This is a genomic window from Streptomyces sp. NPDC048192 (genome assembly GCF_043202415.1).
GTDB lineage: Bacteria > Actinomycetota > Actinomycetes > Streptomycetales > Streptomycetaceae > Streptomyces.
Genome location: NZ_JBIDAL010000008.1, coordinates 60,895 through 78,957, shown reverse-complemented (window position 1 = coordinate 78,957; position 18,063 = coordinate 60,895). Strand labels below are relative to the sequence as shown.

Below are 18,063 nucleotides of genomic sequence, written 5' to 3'. Positions count from 1 at the left end.
GGCAGGTCAGCGGCGGATCGCCGAGGGTGCCGTCAGGCTCCGTAGGGGCGCAGCAGCGGGAGCATCAGCCGGTCGATCATCTCCTCGAGGTCCTGATCGCTCCATTCGCTGGCGCACATCTTCGAGCGGTACATCAACATGGCCGGGATGGCGTCGAAGACATAGCCGTTGGCCGCGTCCGCACGCACCTCGCCGCGCTCTATTCCGCGAGTGATGACCTCCTGGAGGAGCCGGACGGTCGGCTCCACCACCCCTCCGACGATCACTTCCTGAAAGCGCTCCGCGTGGATCTGGTCGCACTCGTGAATCACCGAGCGCAGCGCCACGCCCGGCGGCGAGAACATGATCTGCCGTACCTGCCGGCACAGGGCGAGAAGGTCCTCGCGCACGCTGCCGAGGTCCGGGGCCTTCTCCACCCTGGGGAGCCCGGCCACCAGCGCGTCCGCGACGAGGTCCTCCTTGCAGGGCCAGCGGCGGTAGACCGCGGCCTTGCCGGTCTGGGCGCCGGCGGCGACTCCTTCCATGGTCAGGCCCTTCCAGCCGACCTCGCCGAGTTGCTCCAGCGCGGCTTCGAGGATCGCACGCTCCAGCACCACGCCGCGGCGGCGAGGGGAAGCCGCCCGAGCGGGAGCAGCCGTCCAGCGCGAAGTAACCATCTGTGTCTCTCCAACAGGGGAAGCGGGGATTGCCGGGGGGAGGCCGTGCCGCGCGGCAGCAACAGGGGGACGCGGGGCGGGGCACGAGATTAAGTGAACGCTTGCGTTCACTGTTGGGGACTCACTACCGTGGACACGAAAGTGAACGCGATCGTTCACTAACGCCTTCAGGGGGGACCCATAGTGACGACCTCTCAGCTGCTGCAGGATCCAGAACCGGGCGTGGCCCGCCGGGAGGGGCATCCCGGCATCGCACTCGCCGTCATCGCGGCCTGCCAACTCATGGTGGTGCTCGACGCGACGATTGTGAACATCGCGCTCCCGCACATTCAAGACGCGCTCAAGTTCAGCACCACGGACCTGACGTGGGTGGTCAGCGCCTACACGCTCACGTTCGGCGGTCTGCTCCTGCTCGGCGCGCGCGCCGGCGACATCCTCGGCCGCCGCCGGGTGTTCATGACCGGCATCCTGTTGTTCACCTTCGCCTCCCTGCTGGGCGGTCTCGCCCAGGAGCCGTGGCAACTGCTGGCCGCGCGGGCCTTGCAGGGCGTCGGCGGAGCGATCGCCTCGCCCACATCGCTGGCACTGATCACCACGACCTTCCCCGAAGGCCCGGAACGCAACCGGGCCTTCGGTGTGTTCGCCGCCGTGTCCGCGGGCGGCGGCGCCATCGGCCTGCTCGCGGGCGGCATGCTCACGGACTGGCTCGACTGGCGGTGGGTGCTGTTCGTCAACGTGCCGATAGGCGTGCTGATCGCCGCTCTCGCCCCGCTCTACATCAACGAGTCCCAGCGGCATCCGGGCCGCTTCGACATCACCGGCGCACTGACGTCGACGGCCGGGATGGCCTCGCTGGTCTACGGGTTCATCCGCGCTTCGGAGAACGGCTGGCGGGACGGCCTCACGCTCGGCTCGTTCGGCGCGGCCGCGGTGCTGCTGCTCGCCTTCGTCTTCACCGAGGTACGGGCCAAGGAGCCGATCACCCCGCTCAGGATGTTCGCGGACCGCAACCGCTGGGGAACGTACGTGATCATGCTGAGCCTCGCCGCCGCGATGTTCGGCATGTTCTTCTACATCGTGCTGTTCGTGCAGGACGTCCTCGGCTACAGCGCGATCAGGGCCGGCCTGGCCTTCCTCCCCGTCACGGTCGCGATCGCGGTAGGCGCGGGTCTGTCCCAGCGCTTCCTGCCCGCGCTCGGCCCGAGGCCGTTCATGATGACCGGCACGGCGCTCGTGGTGGTCGGGCTGGTCTGGCAGACCTTCATCCGGCCGGACAGCTCCTATCTCGGCGGGGTGCTCGGGCCGATGCTGGTGTTCGGCTTCGGCATGGGCCTGAACTTCGTGACCGCCACGGTCACGGCGGTGTCCGGAGTCGCCCAGCACGAGGCCGGTGCCGCCTCCGGACTCCTCAACGCCATGCAGCAGGTGGGCGGTTCGCTCGGACTGTCGATCCTGACGACCGTCTTCGGCTCGGCCGCCAAGGACGAGGCGAAGAAGCAGCTGCCGAAGTTCCTCGCCGGCAGTTCGCCCGAGCAGCAGGCCCGGTTCGCCAAGACGCACCAGCTTCCGGCGCCCTGGGGACACGAGGTGCTGGCCCACGGCATCTCCACGGCCTTCGTGCCGGCCGCCGCCATGGCCGCCGTCGCGTTCCTCACCGCCTGGCTGGTGATCAGGGTGCGCAAGAGCGATCTCGACGCACTCGCCGGCGTGGCGGGCCCGGGCATCGGCTGAGCCGCCGCGAGACGCACGACGCCACGGTCGGCCGGACCGCCACCAGGTGCCTGACGGCGCCGGCGGCGGTCCGGCCGTACGCATCACGGCCGGCACCCGTCCGAGAAACAGAACCGGAACCAGCAGCAGAACCGGCAGCACAGACCGCATCGCGGACGCCATCTCCACGCCCCCTCGGCCCCTTGCTCGTCGCCTGCCCGCCGCCCTGCCACCGAGAGGCGCAGCCCGCTACGGACATGGGAGGAACGGGCGGTAGTCACGCAGAGTTCCCAATGGACACGCAGAGTTTCGTGATGCGCAGACGCAGACACCGTGTCCGCACGGCTCGGCCTGTCGGCAGGGCCGCTCGGAAGCCCCGGTCCGCCTGAGCGGAGCTGCCCAGGGTCAAGGCCCGGACTGCACCCAGGCCGGCAGTGCCTCGGCGCGCTCCATCCACTCCGCGGGCGGAGCCCCCGCCTTGCCGGAGGCGAGCACACCGCCCACGATCGCGCAGGTCGTGTCCATGTCGCCGCCCACTCCGGCCGTCGTCCAGAAGGCCGTCTCGTAGTCACCGAGGCTCCGCGCGGCGGACCAGAGGGCGAAGGGCACGGTGTCGTGGGCCGTCGTACGCCGTCCGCAGCCGAGCACCGCGGCGACGGTTCCCGCGTCGCCGTAGTCGAGCATGTCCCGGGCGCGCCGGAGCCCCTGGCCGACGGCGCTCTTCGGGACCAGGGCGACGACGCCGTCGAGGAGTGCCTCGGGGCTGGGCGGGCCGTCCGGCGAGCCGGCCAGCGCCGCCGCGGCGGCCACGGCCATGGCGCCGACGACGGCCTCGCGGTGCTGGTGGGTGGTGTAGGCCGAGATCTCCGCCTGATGGGTCGCCTGCTCGGGATCGTCCGCGTACCACGCGCCCAGCGGCGCGATCCGCATCGCCGCTCCATTGCCCCAGGACCCCTGTCCGTTGAACAGCCCGGCGGCCAGTCCCCGCCAGTCCTGGCCCTCTCGGACCAGGCGCAGCAGACGGTTGACGGCAGGGCCGTACCCCCGGTCGAAGTCGTGGTGCTCGGCGAAGGAGCGGGCCAGAGCATCCTGGTCGATGCGGCCGTGGGCGGCGAGGACGGCGACCACGGAGCAGGCCATCTCGGTGTCGTCCGTCCACTGCCAGGGTCCCGCGGGCAGCTCGCGCCGCTTCAGCAGGGGGTAGTTCGCCGGAACGAAGAACTGGGAGCCCAGGGCGTCCCCCACGGCCAGTCCGCGCAGGCTGGCGAGGGCGCGCTCCAGGCGCCCCGAGGTCGAGGAGTCAGCGGTCATCGCTCTGCCACTCTATCCGTTCACCCAGTACGGCACCGGTTTGCGCCAGCGCTCGAAGGGCCGGTCGAGCGTGTACTTGCCGTCCTCCCCGAGAACGAGCATCCGCATCTCGGCGTTCCCGGGATTCGACAGCGACTCGAATTCGGCCACCGTCCAGTGGAACCAGCGCATGCAGAACAGGCGCATCGCGAGCCCGTGGGTGACCAGCAGGACGTTCGGCGGATGGTCGGGGGCCTCGAAGCTGCGGTACAGGCTCTCCAGGAAGCCGCCGACCCGGTCGTACACGTCGGCGCCCGACTCGCCCTGCGGGAACCGGAAGAAGAAGTGGCCGTACGCGTCGCGGTAGGCCTTCTGCAGGCGTACGTCGTCGCGGTCCTGCCAGTTGCCCCAGTCCTGCTCGCGCAGCCTGGGCTCCTCCCGGACGCGTATGAGGTCCGGGTCGAGGTGGAAGGCGCGGAGTGTCTCGTGGGTCCGGCGGTAGGGGGAGACGTACACGCTCACGCGTTCCCGGCCGAAGAGCTCCCGGAGCCTTTTGCCGGTCTCCTCGGCCTGCCGCCAGCCGCGCTCGGTCAGCGCGAGCGCGTGGTCGGGCTCGCGCTCGTACACGGAGTCGTCGACGTTGCCCGTGGACTCGCCGTGCCGGACAAGGACGATGCGCCGTGGTCGTGCCATGCCAAAACCCTAGATCGAGCGACGGACATCAATGCACTCGTGGGGGCTCATACAGCGTATGTCACACGAAACCCGCCCTCGACGGCCGCGTCGGCACCTGACACTGCGAGTAAGTTGGAAAATCCAACTCATTCACCCTTGGATCTCACACCGTCCAGGACGGCTCCATCTCCACGATGTCCCCGGAGAGAGCCGCGACGTCGGCCTCGGTCTGGGCGCGCAGCGCGAGGCGCTCCACACGCTCGGTGCGGTACTTGCCGTGCTCGGCGGCCGACCGCCACATCGAGAGGATCATGAACTCCTGCCCGGCCGCCTCGGCGAACATGCCTCGGATCATGCCGGGCGAACCGGCCATCGCGGGATTCCAGACCTTCTCCTGCATGAGGGTGAAGTGCTCGACGCGCTCCTCGTGGATCCGGCACAGCGCCACGCGGATGAGATCGGCGTCGGTGAACCTCGGCTCGAAGCCGGTCTTCACATCGAAGCGGTACTCGAACAGCTTGGCCTGGGCGTCCTTGAACGTGCCGGCCTGGGCGGACGCCAGCCGGTCGTGCGAGCGGGCCATGAAGGAGTCGTAGAAGGCGCGGCTCTCCCAGAACGCGAAGATGTGCGCCACGCCCGGTCGCTGCCGGCTCCAGCCGCCACCCTGCCCCCGGAATCCCGGCTCCCCCAGAAGCCCCGCCCATTTCCGCTGCCCCCGCTCGAACCCGCGGCGGTCCACCACGGTGCAGCGAATCCACTTGACCAGCACCGCGCCATCGTAAGGCCACGGGACGTGGCGCCGGTCACGCTCCGGCGCAGATCACCCGCGCACATGCCCACGCGCGCGTGGCACGATGAACAAGAGACCCCCTCTCCGCGGGAGTTGGGGAACGAGGCAGCCACTGGGGGAAGGGGAAAGCCTGTTGACCGGCTTCAGCAAGGGAATGCGCGAGGTCGAGGTCGGACTCAAGTGGGACCCCAGTCCGGCGGGTCAGCCTCCGAGCGATCTGGATCTGGTCGCCGCGACCTTCGTGTCGGGCGACGCGTACGGGAGCCCGGCGTATGTGGTGCATTTCGACAGCCGCTCACCGGACGGAACGATCTTCCTCAACCGGGACAGCCCGGACGGCAAGGGCTTCGGCTGGGACGAGGTCATGACGCTGCAACTGGACCGGCTGGACGGCCGGTACGCGCGCGTGGTGGTCGGCGTCGTCATCCAGCAGCGCTACGGGCCCAGGACGTTCGCCCAGGTGCTGAACCCGGGCATGCGCGTCCGGGAGGGCCGCTACACCGTGCTCGCCCAGGACGACTTCGGCTCGGTCCCCGGGGCGACGGCCGCCACGATCGCCGAGTTCGTGCGGGACGAGGCCGGGGAGTGGGCCTTCCGTCCCGGCGTGCACGGCTTCGAGGAGGACCCGGTGGCCTTCACCCGTGTCATGGGCAGGGCCAGGCACCAGAAGTAGGCCCCGGCACTAGAAGTAAGGGGCGCCGGCAATGGCCGGCGCCCCTTACTCTCACCTCATTTCACGACCGTCAGCTGCAGCCGCTGGTCGAGCCGCAGCCCTCGCAGATGTAGCAGGAACCGGCCCGCTGCATCTTCGTGCCGCAGGAGAAGCACAGCGGGGCGTCGGCCTGGATGCCCAGCTGCATCTCCACCAGTTCGGCGCTGGTGTGGGCCTGCTTCGGAGCGGGCTTGGCCGCCTCGGTCTCGGCCTTCGGCGTGGCGACCGCCTTCAGCTCCTGGGCACGCGGCGCCGACTGGGCCAGGCCCTCGACGTCGACCTCGTCCTCGGACGGCTCGTAGGAACCGGTCTCCAGGTGCCGCTGGCGCTCCTCGGCGGAGTGGATGCCGAGTGCGGAGCGGGTCTCGAAGGGCAGGAAGTCCAGCGCCAGACGGCGGAAGATGTAGTCGACGATCGACTGCGCCATCCGCACGTCCGGGTCGTCCGTCATGCCGGCCGGCTCGAAGCGCATGTTGGTGAACTTCGAGACGTACGTCTCCAGCGGCACGCCGTACTGCAGGCCGACGGAGACCGCGATGGAGAAGGCGTCCATCATGCCCGCGAGGGTCGAGCCCTGCTTGGACATCTTCAGGAAGACCTCACCGAGACCGTCGTCCGGGTAGGAGTTGGCGGTCATGTAGCCCTCGGCGCCACCGACCGTGAAGGAGGTGGTGATCCCCGGGCGGCCCTTGGGGAGGCGCTTGCGGACCGGGCGGTACTCGACGACCTTCTCGACCTTGGGCTCCGCGGCGGGCTCCTCGGCCTTGTCCTCCGCGGGCTCCTTCTTCTTGGCGGAGAGCGGCTGGCCCACCTTGCAGTTGTCGCGGTAGATCGCGAGCGCCTTCACGCCCAGCTTCCAGGCCTCGAAGTAGATCTCCTCGACCTCCTCGACGGTCGCCGTCTCCGGCATGTTGACCGTCTTGGAGATGGCGCCGGAGATCCACGGCTGGATCGCGGCCATCATGCGGACGTGGCCCATCGGGGAGATGGCGCGCTCGCCCATGGCGCAGTCGAACACCTCGTAGTGCTCGTGCTTCAGGCCCGGGGCGTCGATCACATTGCCGTGCTCGGCGATGTGGGCGACGATCGCCTCGATCTGCTCCTCCTGGTAACCCAGGCGGCGCAGGGCCTGCGGGACGGTGCCGTTGACGATCTGCATCGAGCCGCCGCCGACCAGCTTCTTGAACTTCACGAGCGCCAGGTCGGGCTCGACACCGGTGGTGTCGCAGGACATCGCGAGACCGATGGTGCCGGTCGGGGCGAGGACGGACGCCTGGGAGTTACGGAAACCGTTCTTCTCACCGAGACGCAGCACGTCCTGCCAGGCCTCCGTGGCGGCGGCCCACACCGGGGTGTCCAGGTCGTCCATGCGGACGGCCTTGCCGTTGGCGTCGGCGTGCTGCGCCATGACGCGCTTGTGGGCGTCGGCGTTGCGGGCGTAGCCGTCGTACGGGCCGACGACCGCGGCCAGTTCGGCGGAGCGGCGGTAGGCGGTGCCCGTCATCAGGGAGGTGATGGCGCCGGCGAGGGCGCGGCCGCCGTCGGAGTCGTAGGCGTGGCCGGTGGCCATCAGCAGGGCGCCGAGGTTGGCGTAGCCGATGCCGAGCTGGCGGAACGCGCGCGTGTTCTCGCCGATCTTCTGGGTCGGGAAGTCCGCGAAGCAGATCGAGATGTCCATCGCGGTGATGACCAGCTCGACGACCTTCTGGAAGCGCTCGGTCTCGAAGGACTGGTTGCCCTTGCCGTCGTCCTTCAGGAACTTCATCAGGTTGAGCGAGGCCAGGTTGCAGGACGTGTTGTCCAGGTGCATGTACTCGCTGCACGGGTTCGACGCGGTGATCCGGCCGGACTCGGGGCAGGTGTGCCAGGTGTTGATGGTGTCGTCGTACTGGATGCCGGGGTCGGCGCAGGCCCAGGCGGCCTCGGCGATCTTGCGGAAGAGCGCCTTGGCGTCGACCTCCTCGATGACCTCGCCGGTCATGCGGGCGCGCAGGCCGAACTTGCCGCCCTCCTCGACCGCCTTCATGAACTCGTCGTTCACGCGGACCGAGTTGTTGGCGTTCTGGTACTGGACGGAGGTGATGTCGTCGCCGCCCAGGTCCATGTCGAAGCCCGCGTCGCGCAGGACGCGGATCTTCTCCTCCTCCTTGACCTTGGTCTCGATGAAGTCCTCGATGTCGGGGTGGTCGACGTCGAGCACGACCATCTTGGCGGCGCGGCGGGTGGCGCCACCGGACTTGATGGTGCCGGCGGAGGCGTCGGCGCCGCGCATGAAGGAGACCGGGCCGGAGGCGTTGCCGCCGGAGGACAGCAGCTCCTTGGAGGAGCGGATGCGGGAGAGGTTCAGGCCGGCGCCGGAGCCGCCCTTGAAGATCATCCCCTCTTCCTTGTACCAGTCGAGGATCGACTCCATGGAGTCGTCGACGGACAGGATGAAGCAGGCGGAGACCTGCTGGGGCTGCGGGGTGCCCACGTTGAACCAGACGGGGCTGTTGAAGCTGAAGATCTGGTGCAGGAGGGCGTACGCCAGCTCGTGCTCGAAGATCTCCGCGTCGGCGGGCGAGGCGAAGTACTTGTAGTCCTCGCCGGCCTTCCGGTACGTCTTCACGATGCGGTCGATCAGCTGCTTGAGGCTGGTCTCGCGCTGCGGGGTGCCGACGGCACCGCGGAAGTACTTGCTGGTGACGATGTTGACCGCGTTCACCGACCAGAAGTCGGGGAACTCGACGCCACGCTGCTCGAAATTGACCGAGCCGTCGCGCCAGTTGGTCATGACGACGTCACGGCGCTCCCACGACACCTCGTCGTACGGGTGTACGCCGGGGGTGGTGTGGATGCGCTCGACACGCAGCCCCTTGGTGGCCTTGGCGCCCTTGGCTCGGGAACCTCGTGCCGGACCGCTCGCCGTCTCTGTCATGCCGCCTCCCTGTACGGGCAAAAACGCCCTGAAGTGCCCCGATTGTTCCCGTGGCACGGTGTTCTGTCGTGTGTCGCGGGCACCCTCAGCTGCCACCCGCAACAGGTCTTCGTTGGCCGCCTCACGGCCGGAACCCGGCTCTCCTCCCGGTTTCCGGCCCGCCGTCAGTCGGCGGCGTGAGCGGGCACGGGGACCTCGCCGGTCCCGCCCGGCCCGCGATCGTCTTCCTTGCTCCCCGTTCCCGCGTCTTCCTCGTCCACGCCGGGGCCTCCCGTCGCCTCCCTCAGCTCCGCGATGGCGGCCTCGAAGTCCTCGAGCGAGTCGAACGCCCGGTAGACGGAGGCGAATCGCAGATAGGCGACGAGGTCGAGTTCCTGCAACGGGCCGAGTATGGCCAGTCCCACGTCGTGGGTGGTCAGCTCGGCGCTTCCGGTGGCCCGTACCGCCTCCTCGACCCGCTGGCCGAGCTGGGCGAGTGCGTCCTCGGTGACAGGCCGCCCCTGGCACGCCTTGCGCACGCCGTTGATGACCTTGGTCCGGCTGAACGGCTCGGTGACCCCGGACCGCTTGATCACCATGAGCGAGCACGTCTCCACGGTCGTGAAACGACGGGAGCAGTCGGGGCACTGGCGGCGCCTGCGGATCGACGTGCCGTCGTCGGTCGTACGACTGTCGACCACGCGGCTGTCGGGGTGCCTGCAGAAGGGACAGTGCATGATCTCCAACCCTCCTCACAGCAGACCCATAAACCTCACCGAGCCACATGAGCCCCGCGAAGCAGCCCTAAGCATAGGCGATCGTGGAGCCGTCTCAGACCGGGGGGACCACAACTTCTGGGCTGCCGTAGCCATCCAACCACTAGATGTGGGGATTGGCTCATACATCGAGGCAGAATCGCGTGTCGCCGGGAACCACCGCGCGCACCGGCCGCGAACGGCCCGCTCAGGGACACGCGGGCCGCAGAACCGTATCGCTGTGCGGCTTACGGAGATACCGTGAGCGCCACACGGAGGACGCGTGGGACTCCGGGGCAGAAGGGACCCGGAGCCAGGACGGCCGGCTCCCGGATGGCAGACTGGGGCCGCGACCCACGAGGTCGGCAACCCCGGCGGTGAAGAGTACAACAATGGGCGCTTTTGCCCGCCAGGTGGCGCGTCAGCAATACACCCAGACACATGATCGCGTCAGGTGGATCACACTTTTTCACTCGAACGTGTGTTTGGCGCAACCTTTCGAAAGCAACTACCGTTGTGCAGCAGGGAGACCATCGAGAGGGGCCGACGTGACCACCACCGCAGACAGTGCCACCATCACCGCCCAGGACCGCTCCCAGGGCCGAGTCGAGGCGGTACACGTGATGAACGAAGCCACGAATCCCGAGGGGCCCAAGCGCTCCCTGCCAGGCCGACCTCCAGGCATCCGGGCCGACAGCTCCGGACTCACCGACCGGCAGCGCCGCGTGATCGAGGTCATCCGCGACTCGGTACAGCGGCGCGGTTACCCGCCGTCGATGCGGGAGATCGGCCAGGCCGTCGGTCTCTCGAGCACCTCCTCGGTCGCGCACCAGCTGATGGCACTCGAGCGCAAGGGCTTCCTGCGCCGCGACCCGCACCGCCCGCGTGCGTACGAGGTGCGCGGCTCGGACCAGGCCGTGACCATGCAGCCCACGGACACCGCCGGCAAGCCCGCCGCGTCCTACGTCCCGCTGGTCGGCCGCATCGCCGCCGGTGGCCCCATCCTCGCGGAGGAGTCCGTCGAGGACGTCTTCCCCCTCCCCCGCCAGCTCGTCGGCGACGGTGAGCTCTTCGTCCTGAAGGTCGTCGGCGACTCCATGATCGAGGCCGCGATCTGCGACGGCGACTGGGTCACCGTGCGCCGCCAGCCGGTCGCCGAGAACGGCGACATCGTGGCCGCGATGCTCGACGGCGAAGCCACCGTCAAGCGCTTCAAGCGCGAGGACGGCCATGTCTGGCTCCTTCCGCACAACGCGGCCTACGAGCCGATCCCCGGCGACGACGCGACCATCCTGGGCAAGGTCGTCGCGGTGCTGCGGCGCGTGTGACGCCTGCGGGCGGGCCGTACGGCAGCTCGCTCCCTGACCGGGCCCCGGAACCCCTGCGCCGGTTCCGGGGCCCTGCCCTGTCCGGGACGGTTCCCGGCACTCCCTCGTATGGCGGGGTGGCCTGACCGGCGCCGGTCAGGCCACCCCGCGATCACTTCGCGTCCTGCTGCGCCTCGACCGCCTTAGCCGCCGCGTCGATCGCGGCGAGCGACTTACGCACCTGGTTACGGTCCGTGGTGTACCAGAAGTCCGGCAGTGACGCCTTCAGATAGCCGCCGTACCGTGCGGTCGCCAGCCGCTGGTCCAGTACGGCGACCACGCCCCGGTCTCCCGAGGCGCGGACGAGCCGGCCGGCGCCCTGGGCCATCAGCAGAGCGGCGTGGGTGGCAGCCACCGCCATGAAGCCGTTGCCTCCCGCGTCCTCCACCGCCTTCTGCCGGGCGCTCATCAAGGGATCGTCGGGACGGGGGAACGGGATCTTGTCCATGACGACCAGCTGGCAGCTCGGTCCCGGCACGTCGACGCCCTGCCACAGAGAAAGGGTGCCGAACAGACAGGTCCTCGGGTCGGCCGCGAAGTTCTTGATCAGTTCGCCGAGGGTCTCCTCGCCCTGGAGCAGGATCGGGAACTCGGGAATCCTCGAGCGCAGCTCCTCCGCCGCGAGCTGCGCGGCCCGCATGGACGAGAACAGCCCGAGGGTACGGCCGCCGGCCGCCTGGATCAGCTCGGTCAGCTCATCCAGCATGTCGGAGCGCTCCCCGTCACGCGCGGGGCGCGAGAGATGCCGGGCGACGTAGAGGATGCCCTGCTTGCGGTAGTCGAAGGGCGAGCCGACGTCGATGCCCTTCCACTTCGGCAGGTCCTCGCCCTCCACGCCTTCGGGGCCGAGCCCCAGGGAGGCGCCCACGCCGTTGAAGTCACCGCCCAGCTTGAGGGTCGCCGAGGTGAGGACGACCGCGCGGTCGGAGAACAGCTTCTCCCTGAGCAGACCCGACACCGACATGGGCGCGATGCGCAGGGAGGCACCGAAGCGGTCGTGCCGCTCGTACCAGACGACGTCCCACTCCGAGCCGTTCAGGACCCGCTCCGCGACGTCGTGCACCGTCTCCACCGAGGCCAGCGCCTGCTTGCGGACCGCGTCCTCGTCCTGCACCGACTTGTCGCGGGTGGTGCCGAGCGCGGTGATGACCGTGCGCGCGGCGTCCCGCAGGGCCATCAGTGCATAGCCGAGATCTTCCGGGATCTCCTCCAGACGGCCCGGCAGTGCCAGCTCCATCAGCCGCTCGAAGCCCTCGGCGGCGGTCTGCAGCTGGTCGGCGGCCTTCTCGTTGACGAGCTTGGCGGCGCGGCGCACCGCCCGGTTGACCTGGCCGGGCGTGAGCTCGCCGGTCGCGACGCCGGTGACGCGGGAGACCAGTTCATGAGCCTCGTCCACGATCAGCACCTCGTGCTGCGGCAGCACCGGTGCGCCCTCGATGGCATCGATGGCGAGCAGCGCGTGGTTGGTGACCACGACGTCGGCGAGCTTGGCCCGCTCCCGGGCCATCTCCGCGAAGCACTCGGCGCCGTAGGCGCACTTCGATGCGCCCAGGCACTCCCGCGACGACACCGACACCTGTGCCCAGGCGCGGTCCGACACGCCCGGAGTGAGGTCGTCCCGGTCGCCGCTCTCCGTCTCGTCCGACCAGTCCCGCAGCCTGAGGAGATCCTGGCCCAGCTTGCTGGTGGGCGCCGCGGCCTCGAACTGGTCGAAGAGACCGTCCTCCTCGTCCTGGGGCATGCCCTCGTGCAGCCGGTGCAGGCAGAGATAGTTCGACCGGCCCTTGAGCATCGCGAACTCCGGGCGGCGGCGCAGCAGCGGGTGCAGGGCCTCCACCGTGCGCGGCAGGTCCCGCTCCACCAGCTGGCGCTGCAGCGCGAGGGTGGCCGTGGCGACGACCACCCGTTCCCCGTGCGCGAGCGCCGGCACGAGATAGCCGAGCGACTTGCCGGTGCCGGTACCTGCCTGGACCAGCAGGTGGGATCCGTCGTCGATCGCCTCGGCGACCGCTTCGGCCATGGTCACCTGGCCGGGGCGCTCCGTGCCGCCCACAGCGGTGACAGCGGCGTGCAGGAGCTCGGGGAGTGAGGGCTTCGTCATAGCCCGACCACCCTACGGCCCGGCACTGACAAACGGGCGATCAAGACGGGGAGGGAGGGCGGGATCACGGCCGGGCTCCTGGGTGGGGCGAGGTGGACGGTTGAGCGGGTGAACGAGTGGACGGTGGTCGGCGCAGGAATTTCCGGGATCGGCGGGAACTCCCCCGGCACACCAGTCGTACTAGATGTGACAGGGCGGTCACAGTGCGCTACAGCACATCGCGCAGGACCCGGTCCCGGATCATGAGGGCGGCCCGCTTGCCGGGCAGGTCGACCTCGTCCGCGAACCGGAATCCCGCGCTCAGGAACGCTGCGACGGAGGGGGTGTTGCGAAGGTCGGGTTCTGCTACGACGCGTGCGCACGCGGGGCGCCGGTCGAGGATCAGGTCGGCCACGGCCCGCAGCAGGGCCGAGCCCACGCCCCGCCCTCGGTCCGCCGCTTCGCCGACGAGGAGATGGATCCCGGTGTCGTGCGGCCGGGCCGGGTAGTGGCGGGCCAGTGGATCCAGGTCCGCCCGGTAGATCTCCCAGTAGCTCATCGGTGTGCCGTCCAGTACGCCGAGGCAGGGCACGCTGCTTCCGTCGCCGTCGAGTTGCGCGCGCAGATGCTCCTCCGTCCGGTTCGGGGGCCCGGCCAGCTCCCAGAATTCCGCGACGGCGGGGTCGTTCATCCAGCGATGGACGAGCGGCAGGTCCTGATCGATGCGTACAGGAACGAGCCGGAAGGAGCCGACCCGTGTGACCACCGGGCCCCACGAGGGGAGCTGACCCAGGAGATGGCCGGTGCCTCCGGCGAGGAGCGCGAGGAAATCGGCGGGCAGATGCAGGTCCAGTGTTTCCTCGCAGTCCCCGTCGTCGTCCTCGACGGCGAAGCCCGCGAAGGGGGCACTCCGGCTGCCCGCTCGGTCCGCGGCGGGCCCGCCGGAGGCCTCGTGGACAGGCGCGCCCGCGTGGGTGGGGGCACCGGGGCGGGCGGGGCCGGGGCCGGCGTTCGCGTCGGTGGGAGGCATGGTGCGCTCCTCTCAGGAGACGAGGTGGGTCATGTTCCTCGGCAGGGCGGGGAGACGGTTCGATTCGCTCAGTAATGAAGCTCAGGAATGAAGGGGGTTGGCGATGGTGACGTAGACGGACTGGGTGTCGACCGGGCCGACGAGTTCGTCCAGGCCGTGCAGCCGGGTCAGCAGGTTGGCCTTGCAGCGCAGCACGGGTGAATCGAGCAGGTGCCCGGGCAGAGGGGTGCGCAGTGCTCCGGGTCCCGTGGCGACCTCGCTGAGGAAGCGGCGGAAGCATGCGAGGAGGAGGCGCTCGTCGGCGAGCCGTTGGGAGCCGAACGAGCCGATCAGGCCCAGCACGTTGTTGACGGCGAGGTAGTAGGCGAAGCGTTCGTCGGTGACCTCGTCGGAGACGAAGGTGTCGCTGCGCTCGCCGATGCCGGGCAGCCGGGCGTCCAGTTCGGCCCGCCGGGACTCGCGGAAGTAGTAGCCCTGGTTGTCTCGGTAGCGGCCGCCGACGGGCCAGCCGTAGCCGTCGAGCAGGAGCAGGGTGTTCTGCTGGTGGGCCTCCAGTGCGATGCCGGCCTCGCTGTCCAGCCACAGCACGGGGCGGACGACGTGCGCCAGGTAGCGGAGGAACCACTCGGCGGCAACGGCTCCGACCGGTCGGCCGGTGTGGGCGGCGAGCCTCTCCACGAGCTCGGCCAGCCGTGAACGCATGGGCCGGGCCGGCGGCCGCGTCGTGGCGTCGGCGCCGTCGGAGACGGGCCGGGGCGAGACGAGTCCGGCGACACAGCCGACGTCGTCGGTCGGGGTGAACGGGTTGTGCCTGATCACCACGTCCAGTCCGGGCACCGGCCGGCCGTCCGGGTCGTCGACGGCGAGCCAGGCCGGGTCACGGACGATGTCGAAGCCGGGGTGCGCGGCCTGCCACTGCTTGAACAGACCGGAGCGCAGGAGCCGGTGGACCTCGACTCCCCGGTGGAGTTCCTTGCGCAGGTTCTCACGGCGGGAGTTGGTGATGCGCAGGCCCAGCGACAGCTTGAGCATCGCGGGGGCGCCGGACCGGTGGACGGTGCGTACGGAGGAGGTGGGATGCCAGCGGGCGCCGAGAGGGCCGAGGTCGCGCAGGAGGCCGGCGTCGAGCAGGGCGCCGACGCTCTCGCGATGGCGCAGCTCGCGGGCCTGCCAGGGGTGCAGGGGCAGGGCGGCGTAGCCGTCGGGCAGCGGCAGGTCGGTCCCGGCGAGGCGCCGGGTGAGGTGGCCGGCCGGCACGGGTCGGCCGCTTTCGGTCCAGGCCGAGTCGGTCGCGAGGAGAGAGGGGGCGACAGCCATCCAGTGCAGAGGGAAGGAGCCGCGCAACTCCGGTGAGTAGAGGCGGGTTTCTGCCTCGGTCAGGCCCTCCCGGCTCTTCGGGGTCGGGTGCAGGGGATGTCCGAGGACGAGCGCCTGCTCGGCGGAGAGGAAGAGGTCTGGGACATCGGTGGGGTGCTCGCGGCGCTCGCGGAGGAAGGTCGCGGTGCGGCGGAGGGAGTCGGCCACCCTGGCCACGAGGTCGCCGCCGTCGCCGGGATCTGAGGTGCCCGGGGTCTCGGCGCCCGCGGTCTCGGTGCCCGGAGCATCGGTGCCGGACGCAGCGCTCGTGTCACCGGCCGTCTCGCGGGCGAGCAGCGCCGCCAGGGTGACGGCGTCGACGGCGGGGGCGGTGTCGGGGGCGCCTGCGAGGCGCGGTGGGCCGAAGCGGTGCGCGCCCGTAGGGGACCAGTAGCGGACCGGCACGAGCAGACAGGTGCCGCTGGCCGGAAGCGGAAGGCGCAGGGTGCCGGCGGTGGGGGCGGCGGGGGCTGTCTCGCGGACCCAGCACCGCAGGAGGTTCTCCACGGTGGCGGCCTGGGCGGCGGTGCGCGGGTCGGGGTGCTCCAGCAGATCGGTGCCCGGCTCGGTGACTCGGGTCAGATCGGCGGTGCGGCGCTTCTGCTGGGGAACCGACTCGACGAGCGGCACGGGAGAGGCCGGGGCGCCGGGGTCTCCCTGTTCGTCGGGAGCGCCGGCGCTGCCGTCGGGAGTGGGGCTGGCGTTCATGGCGGCTCCTCGTGGCTGGCTGGGGAGGTGCGGGGCTCGTGCCGTGGCTCGGGCGGTGTTCCTGCGCGGTCGGCGGTTGCCGCGGCGGCGTCGGCGGTTGCCGTCGCGGAGGGCCGGACCGGCGGGGAGAGCGGGCGTGCACGAGTGGGCGGTGGATGTGTCGTGGGTGGCCGGCTTCGGCCTGAGGGTTCTTGAAAGGGGGGTGCAGTCGGATGGGGAAGGCAGGCGCTCCGATGGCTGGGGCGGGCGTCGGGAGCTGGGCGGTGCGGGCTCGGGGCTCAGCCCGCGCGCTGGGCAGGGCCGTGGTGGGGGCCGCGGCGTGGGCCGTGCTCCTGGTAGGCGCGGGCCACCGCGGCCACCGCGTCCGCGAGGCGGTCCAGCACGGCCATGGCCTGCTCGTCGCTGATCGTGAGCGGGGGAAGCAGCCTGACCACAGCCGAGTGGCGGCCGCCGAGTTCGACGATCAGACCACGGTGGAGGCATTCCCGCTGCACGGCCACGGCGAGTTCGGGCGAGGCCGGGTGCGGGGCGCGTGCGCGTTCCGGAACGGCGGGTTCAGGACCGGCGGGCCCCGGGGCGACGGATTCCGGGACGGTAGGTCTCGGGAAGTGGGCTTCCTGGGCGGCGAGTCCGGAGCCGACGGGTTCCGAGACGGTGGGAGCGGGGACGGCGGGTTCCGAGACGGTGGGCACGAGGTGGTCGTGGGGTCCGGGGCCGGTGCCTTCCGGGTTCACCAGCTCCACCCCGATCATCAGCCCGCGCCCCCGCACCTCCCCGACGCACGCGAACGTGTCGGAGAGTTCCCTGAGTTGGCCCAGCATGCGGGCGCCGAGGTCGGCGGCTCGGGCGGCGAGTCCGTTTTCCCGGACGTAGGCGAGGGTCGCGGTGCCGGCGGCCATGGCGAGCTGGTTGCCCCGGAAGGTTCCCGCGTGGGCGCCGGGCGGCCAGACGTCGAGGTCGTCCCGGTAGACGATCACTGCCAGCGGGAGGCTGCCGCCGATGGCCTTGGACAGGACCATGACGTCGGGGGTGATGCCGCTGTGGTCGACGGCCCAGAAGGCGCCCGTCCTGCCCACTCCGGTCTGGATCTCGTCGGCGATCAGCGGAACGGACCGGTCCGCGGTGAGCTGTCGCATACGGCGCAGCCAGTCGTCCGGCGCCGGGATCACCCCGCCCTCGCCCTGGACGGGTTCGAGGATCATCCCGGCGGGCAGGGGCACGCCCGACTTGGGGTCGTCGAGGAGGGACTCGGTCCAGCGGGCGGCGAGTTCGGCGCCGCGCGGTCCGCCGACGCCGAACGGGCAGCGGTAGTCCTGGGGGTAGGGCAGGCGGGCGACCTGGACGTCGCGGGCGTCACCGGAGACGGACAGGGCGCCGGCGGTCATGCCGTGGTAGGCGCCGGTGAAGGCGAGGATGCCCGTGCGGCCGGTGGCGGCGCGGACCAGTTTGAGAGCGGCCTCGACGGCGTCGGTGCCGGCCGGCCCGCAGAACTGCACGCGGGCACGGTCGGCGAGGCCTGGGGGGAGAGTGCGGAACAGCTCGGTGATGAAGGCGTCCTTGACGGGGGTGGCCAGGTCGAGGACGGAGAGCGGAGCGCCGGAGTCGAGGACCCTGCGGATGGCTTGCAGCACGACCGGATGGTTGTGTCCGAGCGCGAGGGTGCCGGCCCCGGAGAGACAGTCCAGGTAGCGGCGGCCGTCGGCGCCCTCGATGGTGAGCCCACGGGCCCGGACCGGGACGATGGGCAGGGCCCGGGCGTAGGTGCGGGCGGAGGATTCACGCGCCGACTGACGTCTGAGGATCCCCTCGTGCAGCGCACGCGCTTGCCCGGGCATGTCCCCGGCCATCGACTCCGTTACGGCCACGGCTCGCTGTCCTCCCGGCTGTCCACAGGCGAGTTGGTCGGCGGGGACCGGGTGCAGGCAGCTGGCCCCCCACCGCTACAACCGCGGAGGGTTCGACGGGTTACGGCTTCGCCCAAGATCGTTGCCGGGGCGGAAGGGCGGCACGCGCGGTGCACGGTCGCCGGCGGTCCGGG

At 70.6% G+C, this 18,063-nt stretch carries 13 protein-coding genes; 3 read left to right on the top strand and 10 right to left on the bottom strand.

From position 1 onward, the window contains the following. Nucleotides 1–32: 32 nt before the first annotated feature. Entirely contained in the window at nucleotides 33–656 is a 624-nt protein-coding gene (locus ACGFZN_RS18375) for a TetR/AcrR family transcriptional regulator (protein WP_393859502.1), read from the bottom strand. 183 nt (nucleotides 657–839) lie between these two features. On the opposite strand from ACGFZN_RS18375, the gene ACGFZN_RS18370 reads away from it, so the two are divergent. Continuing rightward, entirely contained in the window at nucleotides 840–2,387 is a 1,548-nt protein-coding gene (locus ACGFZN_RS18370; protein WP_393859501.1) for an MFS transporter, read from the top strand. Between the two features lie 384 nt (nucleotides 2,388–2,771). On the opposite strand, the gene ACGFZN_RS18365 is transcribed toward ACGFZN_RS18370, so the two are convergent. The 3 genes from ACGFZN_RS18365 to ACGFZN_RS18355 all read right to left on the bottom strand — a co-directional run bounded on the left by ACGFZN_RS18365 (nucleotide 2,772) and on the right by ACGFZN_RS18355 (nucleotide 5,100). Further along, the gene (locus ACGFZN_RS18365) at nucleotides 2,772–3,677 is read right to left on the bottom strand and encodes an ADP-ribosylglycohydrolase family protein (protein ID WP_393859500.1); all 906 of its coding nucleotides are present in this window, start codon (nucleotides 3,675–3,677) and stop codon (nucleotides 2,772–2,774) included. 12 nt (nucleotides 3,678–3,689) lie between these two features. Then, nucleotides 3,690–4,349 carry a histidine phosphatase family protein gene (locus ACGFZN_RS18360; RefSeq protein WP_393859499.1) on the bottom strand — a complete coding sequence of 220 codons (660 nt, stop codon included), beginning with the start codon at nucleotides 4,347–4,349 and terminating at the stop codon, nucleotides 3,690–3,692. Nucleotides 4,350–4,494: 145 nt separating this feature from the next. Next, a complete protein-coding gene (locus tag ACGFZN_RS18355; RefSeq protein ID WP_393859498.1) occupies nucleotides 4,495–5,100 on the bottom strand; it encodes a YdbC family protein in 606 nt (201 codons plus the stop codon). Between the two features lie 154 nt (nucleotides 5,101–5,254). On the opposite strand from ACGFZN_RS18355, the gene ACGFZN_RS18350 reads away from it, so the two are divergent. Further along, nucleotides 5,255–5,794 carry a TerD family protein gene (locus ACGFZN_RS18350; RefSeq protein ID WP_393859497.1) on the top strand — a complete coding sequence of 180 codons (540 nt, stop codon included), beginning with the start codon at nucleotides 5,255–5,257 and terminating at the stop codon, nucleotides 5,792–5,794. Between the two features lie 70 nt (nucleotides 5,795–5,864). Here the strand turns inward: ACGFZN_RS18350 and ACGFZN_RS18345 are convergent, their stop codons facing one another. Both ACGFZN_RS18345 and nrdR read right to left on the bottom strand, forming a co-directional pair. Then, entirely contained in the window at nucleotides 5,865–8,750 is a 2,886-nt protein-coding gene (locus ACGFZN_RS18345) for a vitamin B12-dependent ribonucleotide reductase (protein ID WP_393859496.1), read from the bottom strand. Nucleotides 8,751–8,914: 164 nt separating this feature from the next. After that, nucleotides 8,915–9,466, bottom strand: a complete 552-nt coding sequence (nrdR, locus tag ACGFZN_RS18340; RefSeq protein ID WP_393859495.1) for a transcriptional regulator NrdR — start codon at nucleotides 9,464–9,466, stop codon at nucleotides 8,915–8,917. 566 nt (nucleotides 9,467–10,032) lie between these two features. Between nrdR and lexA the strand changes: the two genes are divergently transcribed. Further along, nucleotides 10,033–10,812 carry a transcriptional repressor LexA gene (gene lexA, locus ACGFZN_RS18335; RefSeq protein ID WP_330337407.1) on the top strand — a complete coding sequence of 260 codons (780 nt, stop codon included), beginning with the start codon at nucleotides 10,033–10,035 and terminating at the stop codon, nucleotides 10,810–10,812. A gap of 151 nt (nucleotides 10,813–10,963) precedes the next feature. On the opposite strand, the gene ACGFZN_RS18330 is transcribed toward lexA, so the two are convergent. From ACGFZN_RS18330 to ACGFZN_RS18315, 4 genes are all read right to left on the bottom strand, one after another. Further along, nucleotides 10,964–12,952, bottom strand: a complete 1,989-nt coding sequence (locus ACGFZN_RS18330) for an ATP-dependent DNA helicase (protein ID WP_393859494.1) — start codon at nucleotides 12,950–12,952, stop codon at nucleotides 10,964–10,966. A gap of 208 nt (nucleotides 12,953–13,160) precedes the next feature. Further along, nucleotides 13,161–13,961, bottom strand: coding sequence for a GNAT family N-acetyltransferase (locus ACGFZN_RS18325; protein WP_393859493.1), 801 nt, complete (start codon nucleotides 13,959–13,961; stop codon nucleotides 13,161–13,163). An 81-nt stretch (nucleotides 13,962–14,042) separates the two neighbouring features. Beyond that, entirely contained in the window at nucleotides 14,043–16,025 is a 1,983-nt protein-coding gene (locus tag ACGFZN_RS18320; protein ID WP_393859492.1) for an IucA/IucC family protein, read from the bottom strand. 278 nt (nucleotides 16,026–16,303) lie between these two features. Next, the gene (locus ACGFZN_RS18315; protein WP_393859491.1) at nucleotides 16,304–17,890 is read right to left on the bottom strand and encodes a diaminobutyrate--2-oxoglutarate transaminase family protein; all 1,587 of its coding nucleotides are present in this window, start codon (nucleotides 17,888–17,890) and stop codon (nucleotides 16,304–16,306) included. Nucleotides 17,891–18,063: the final 173 nt, after the last annotated feature.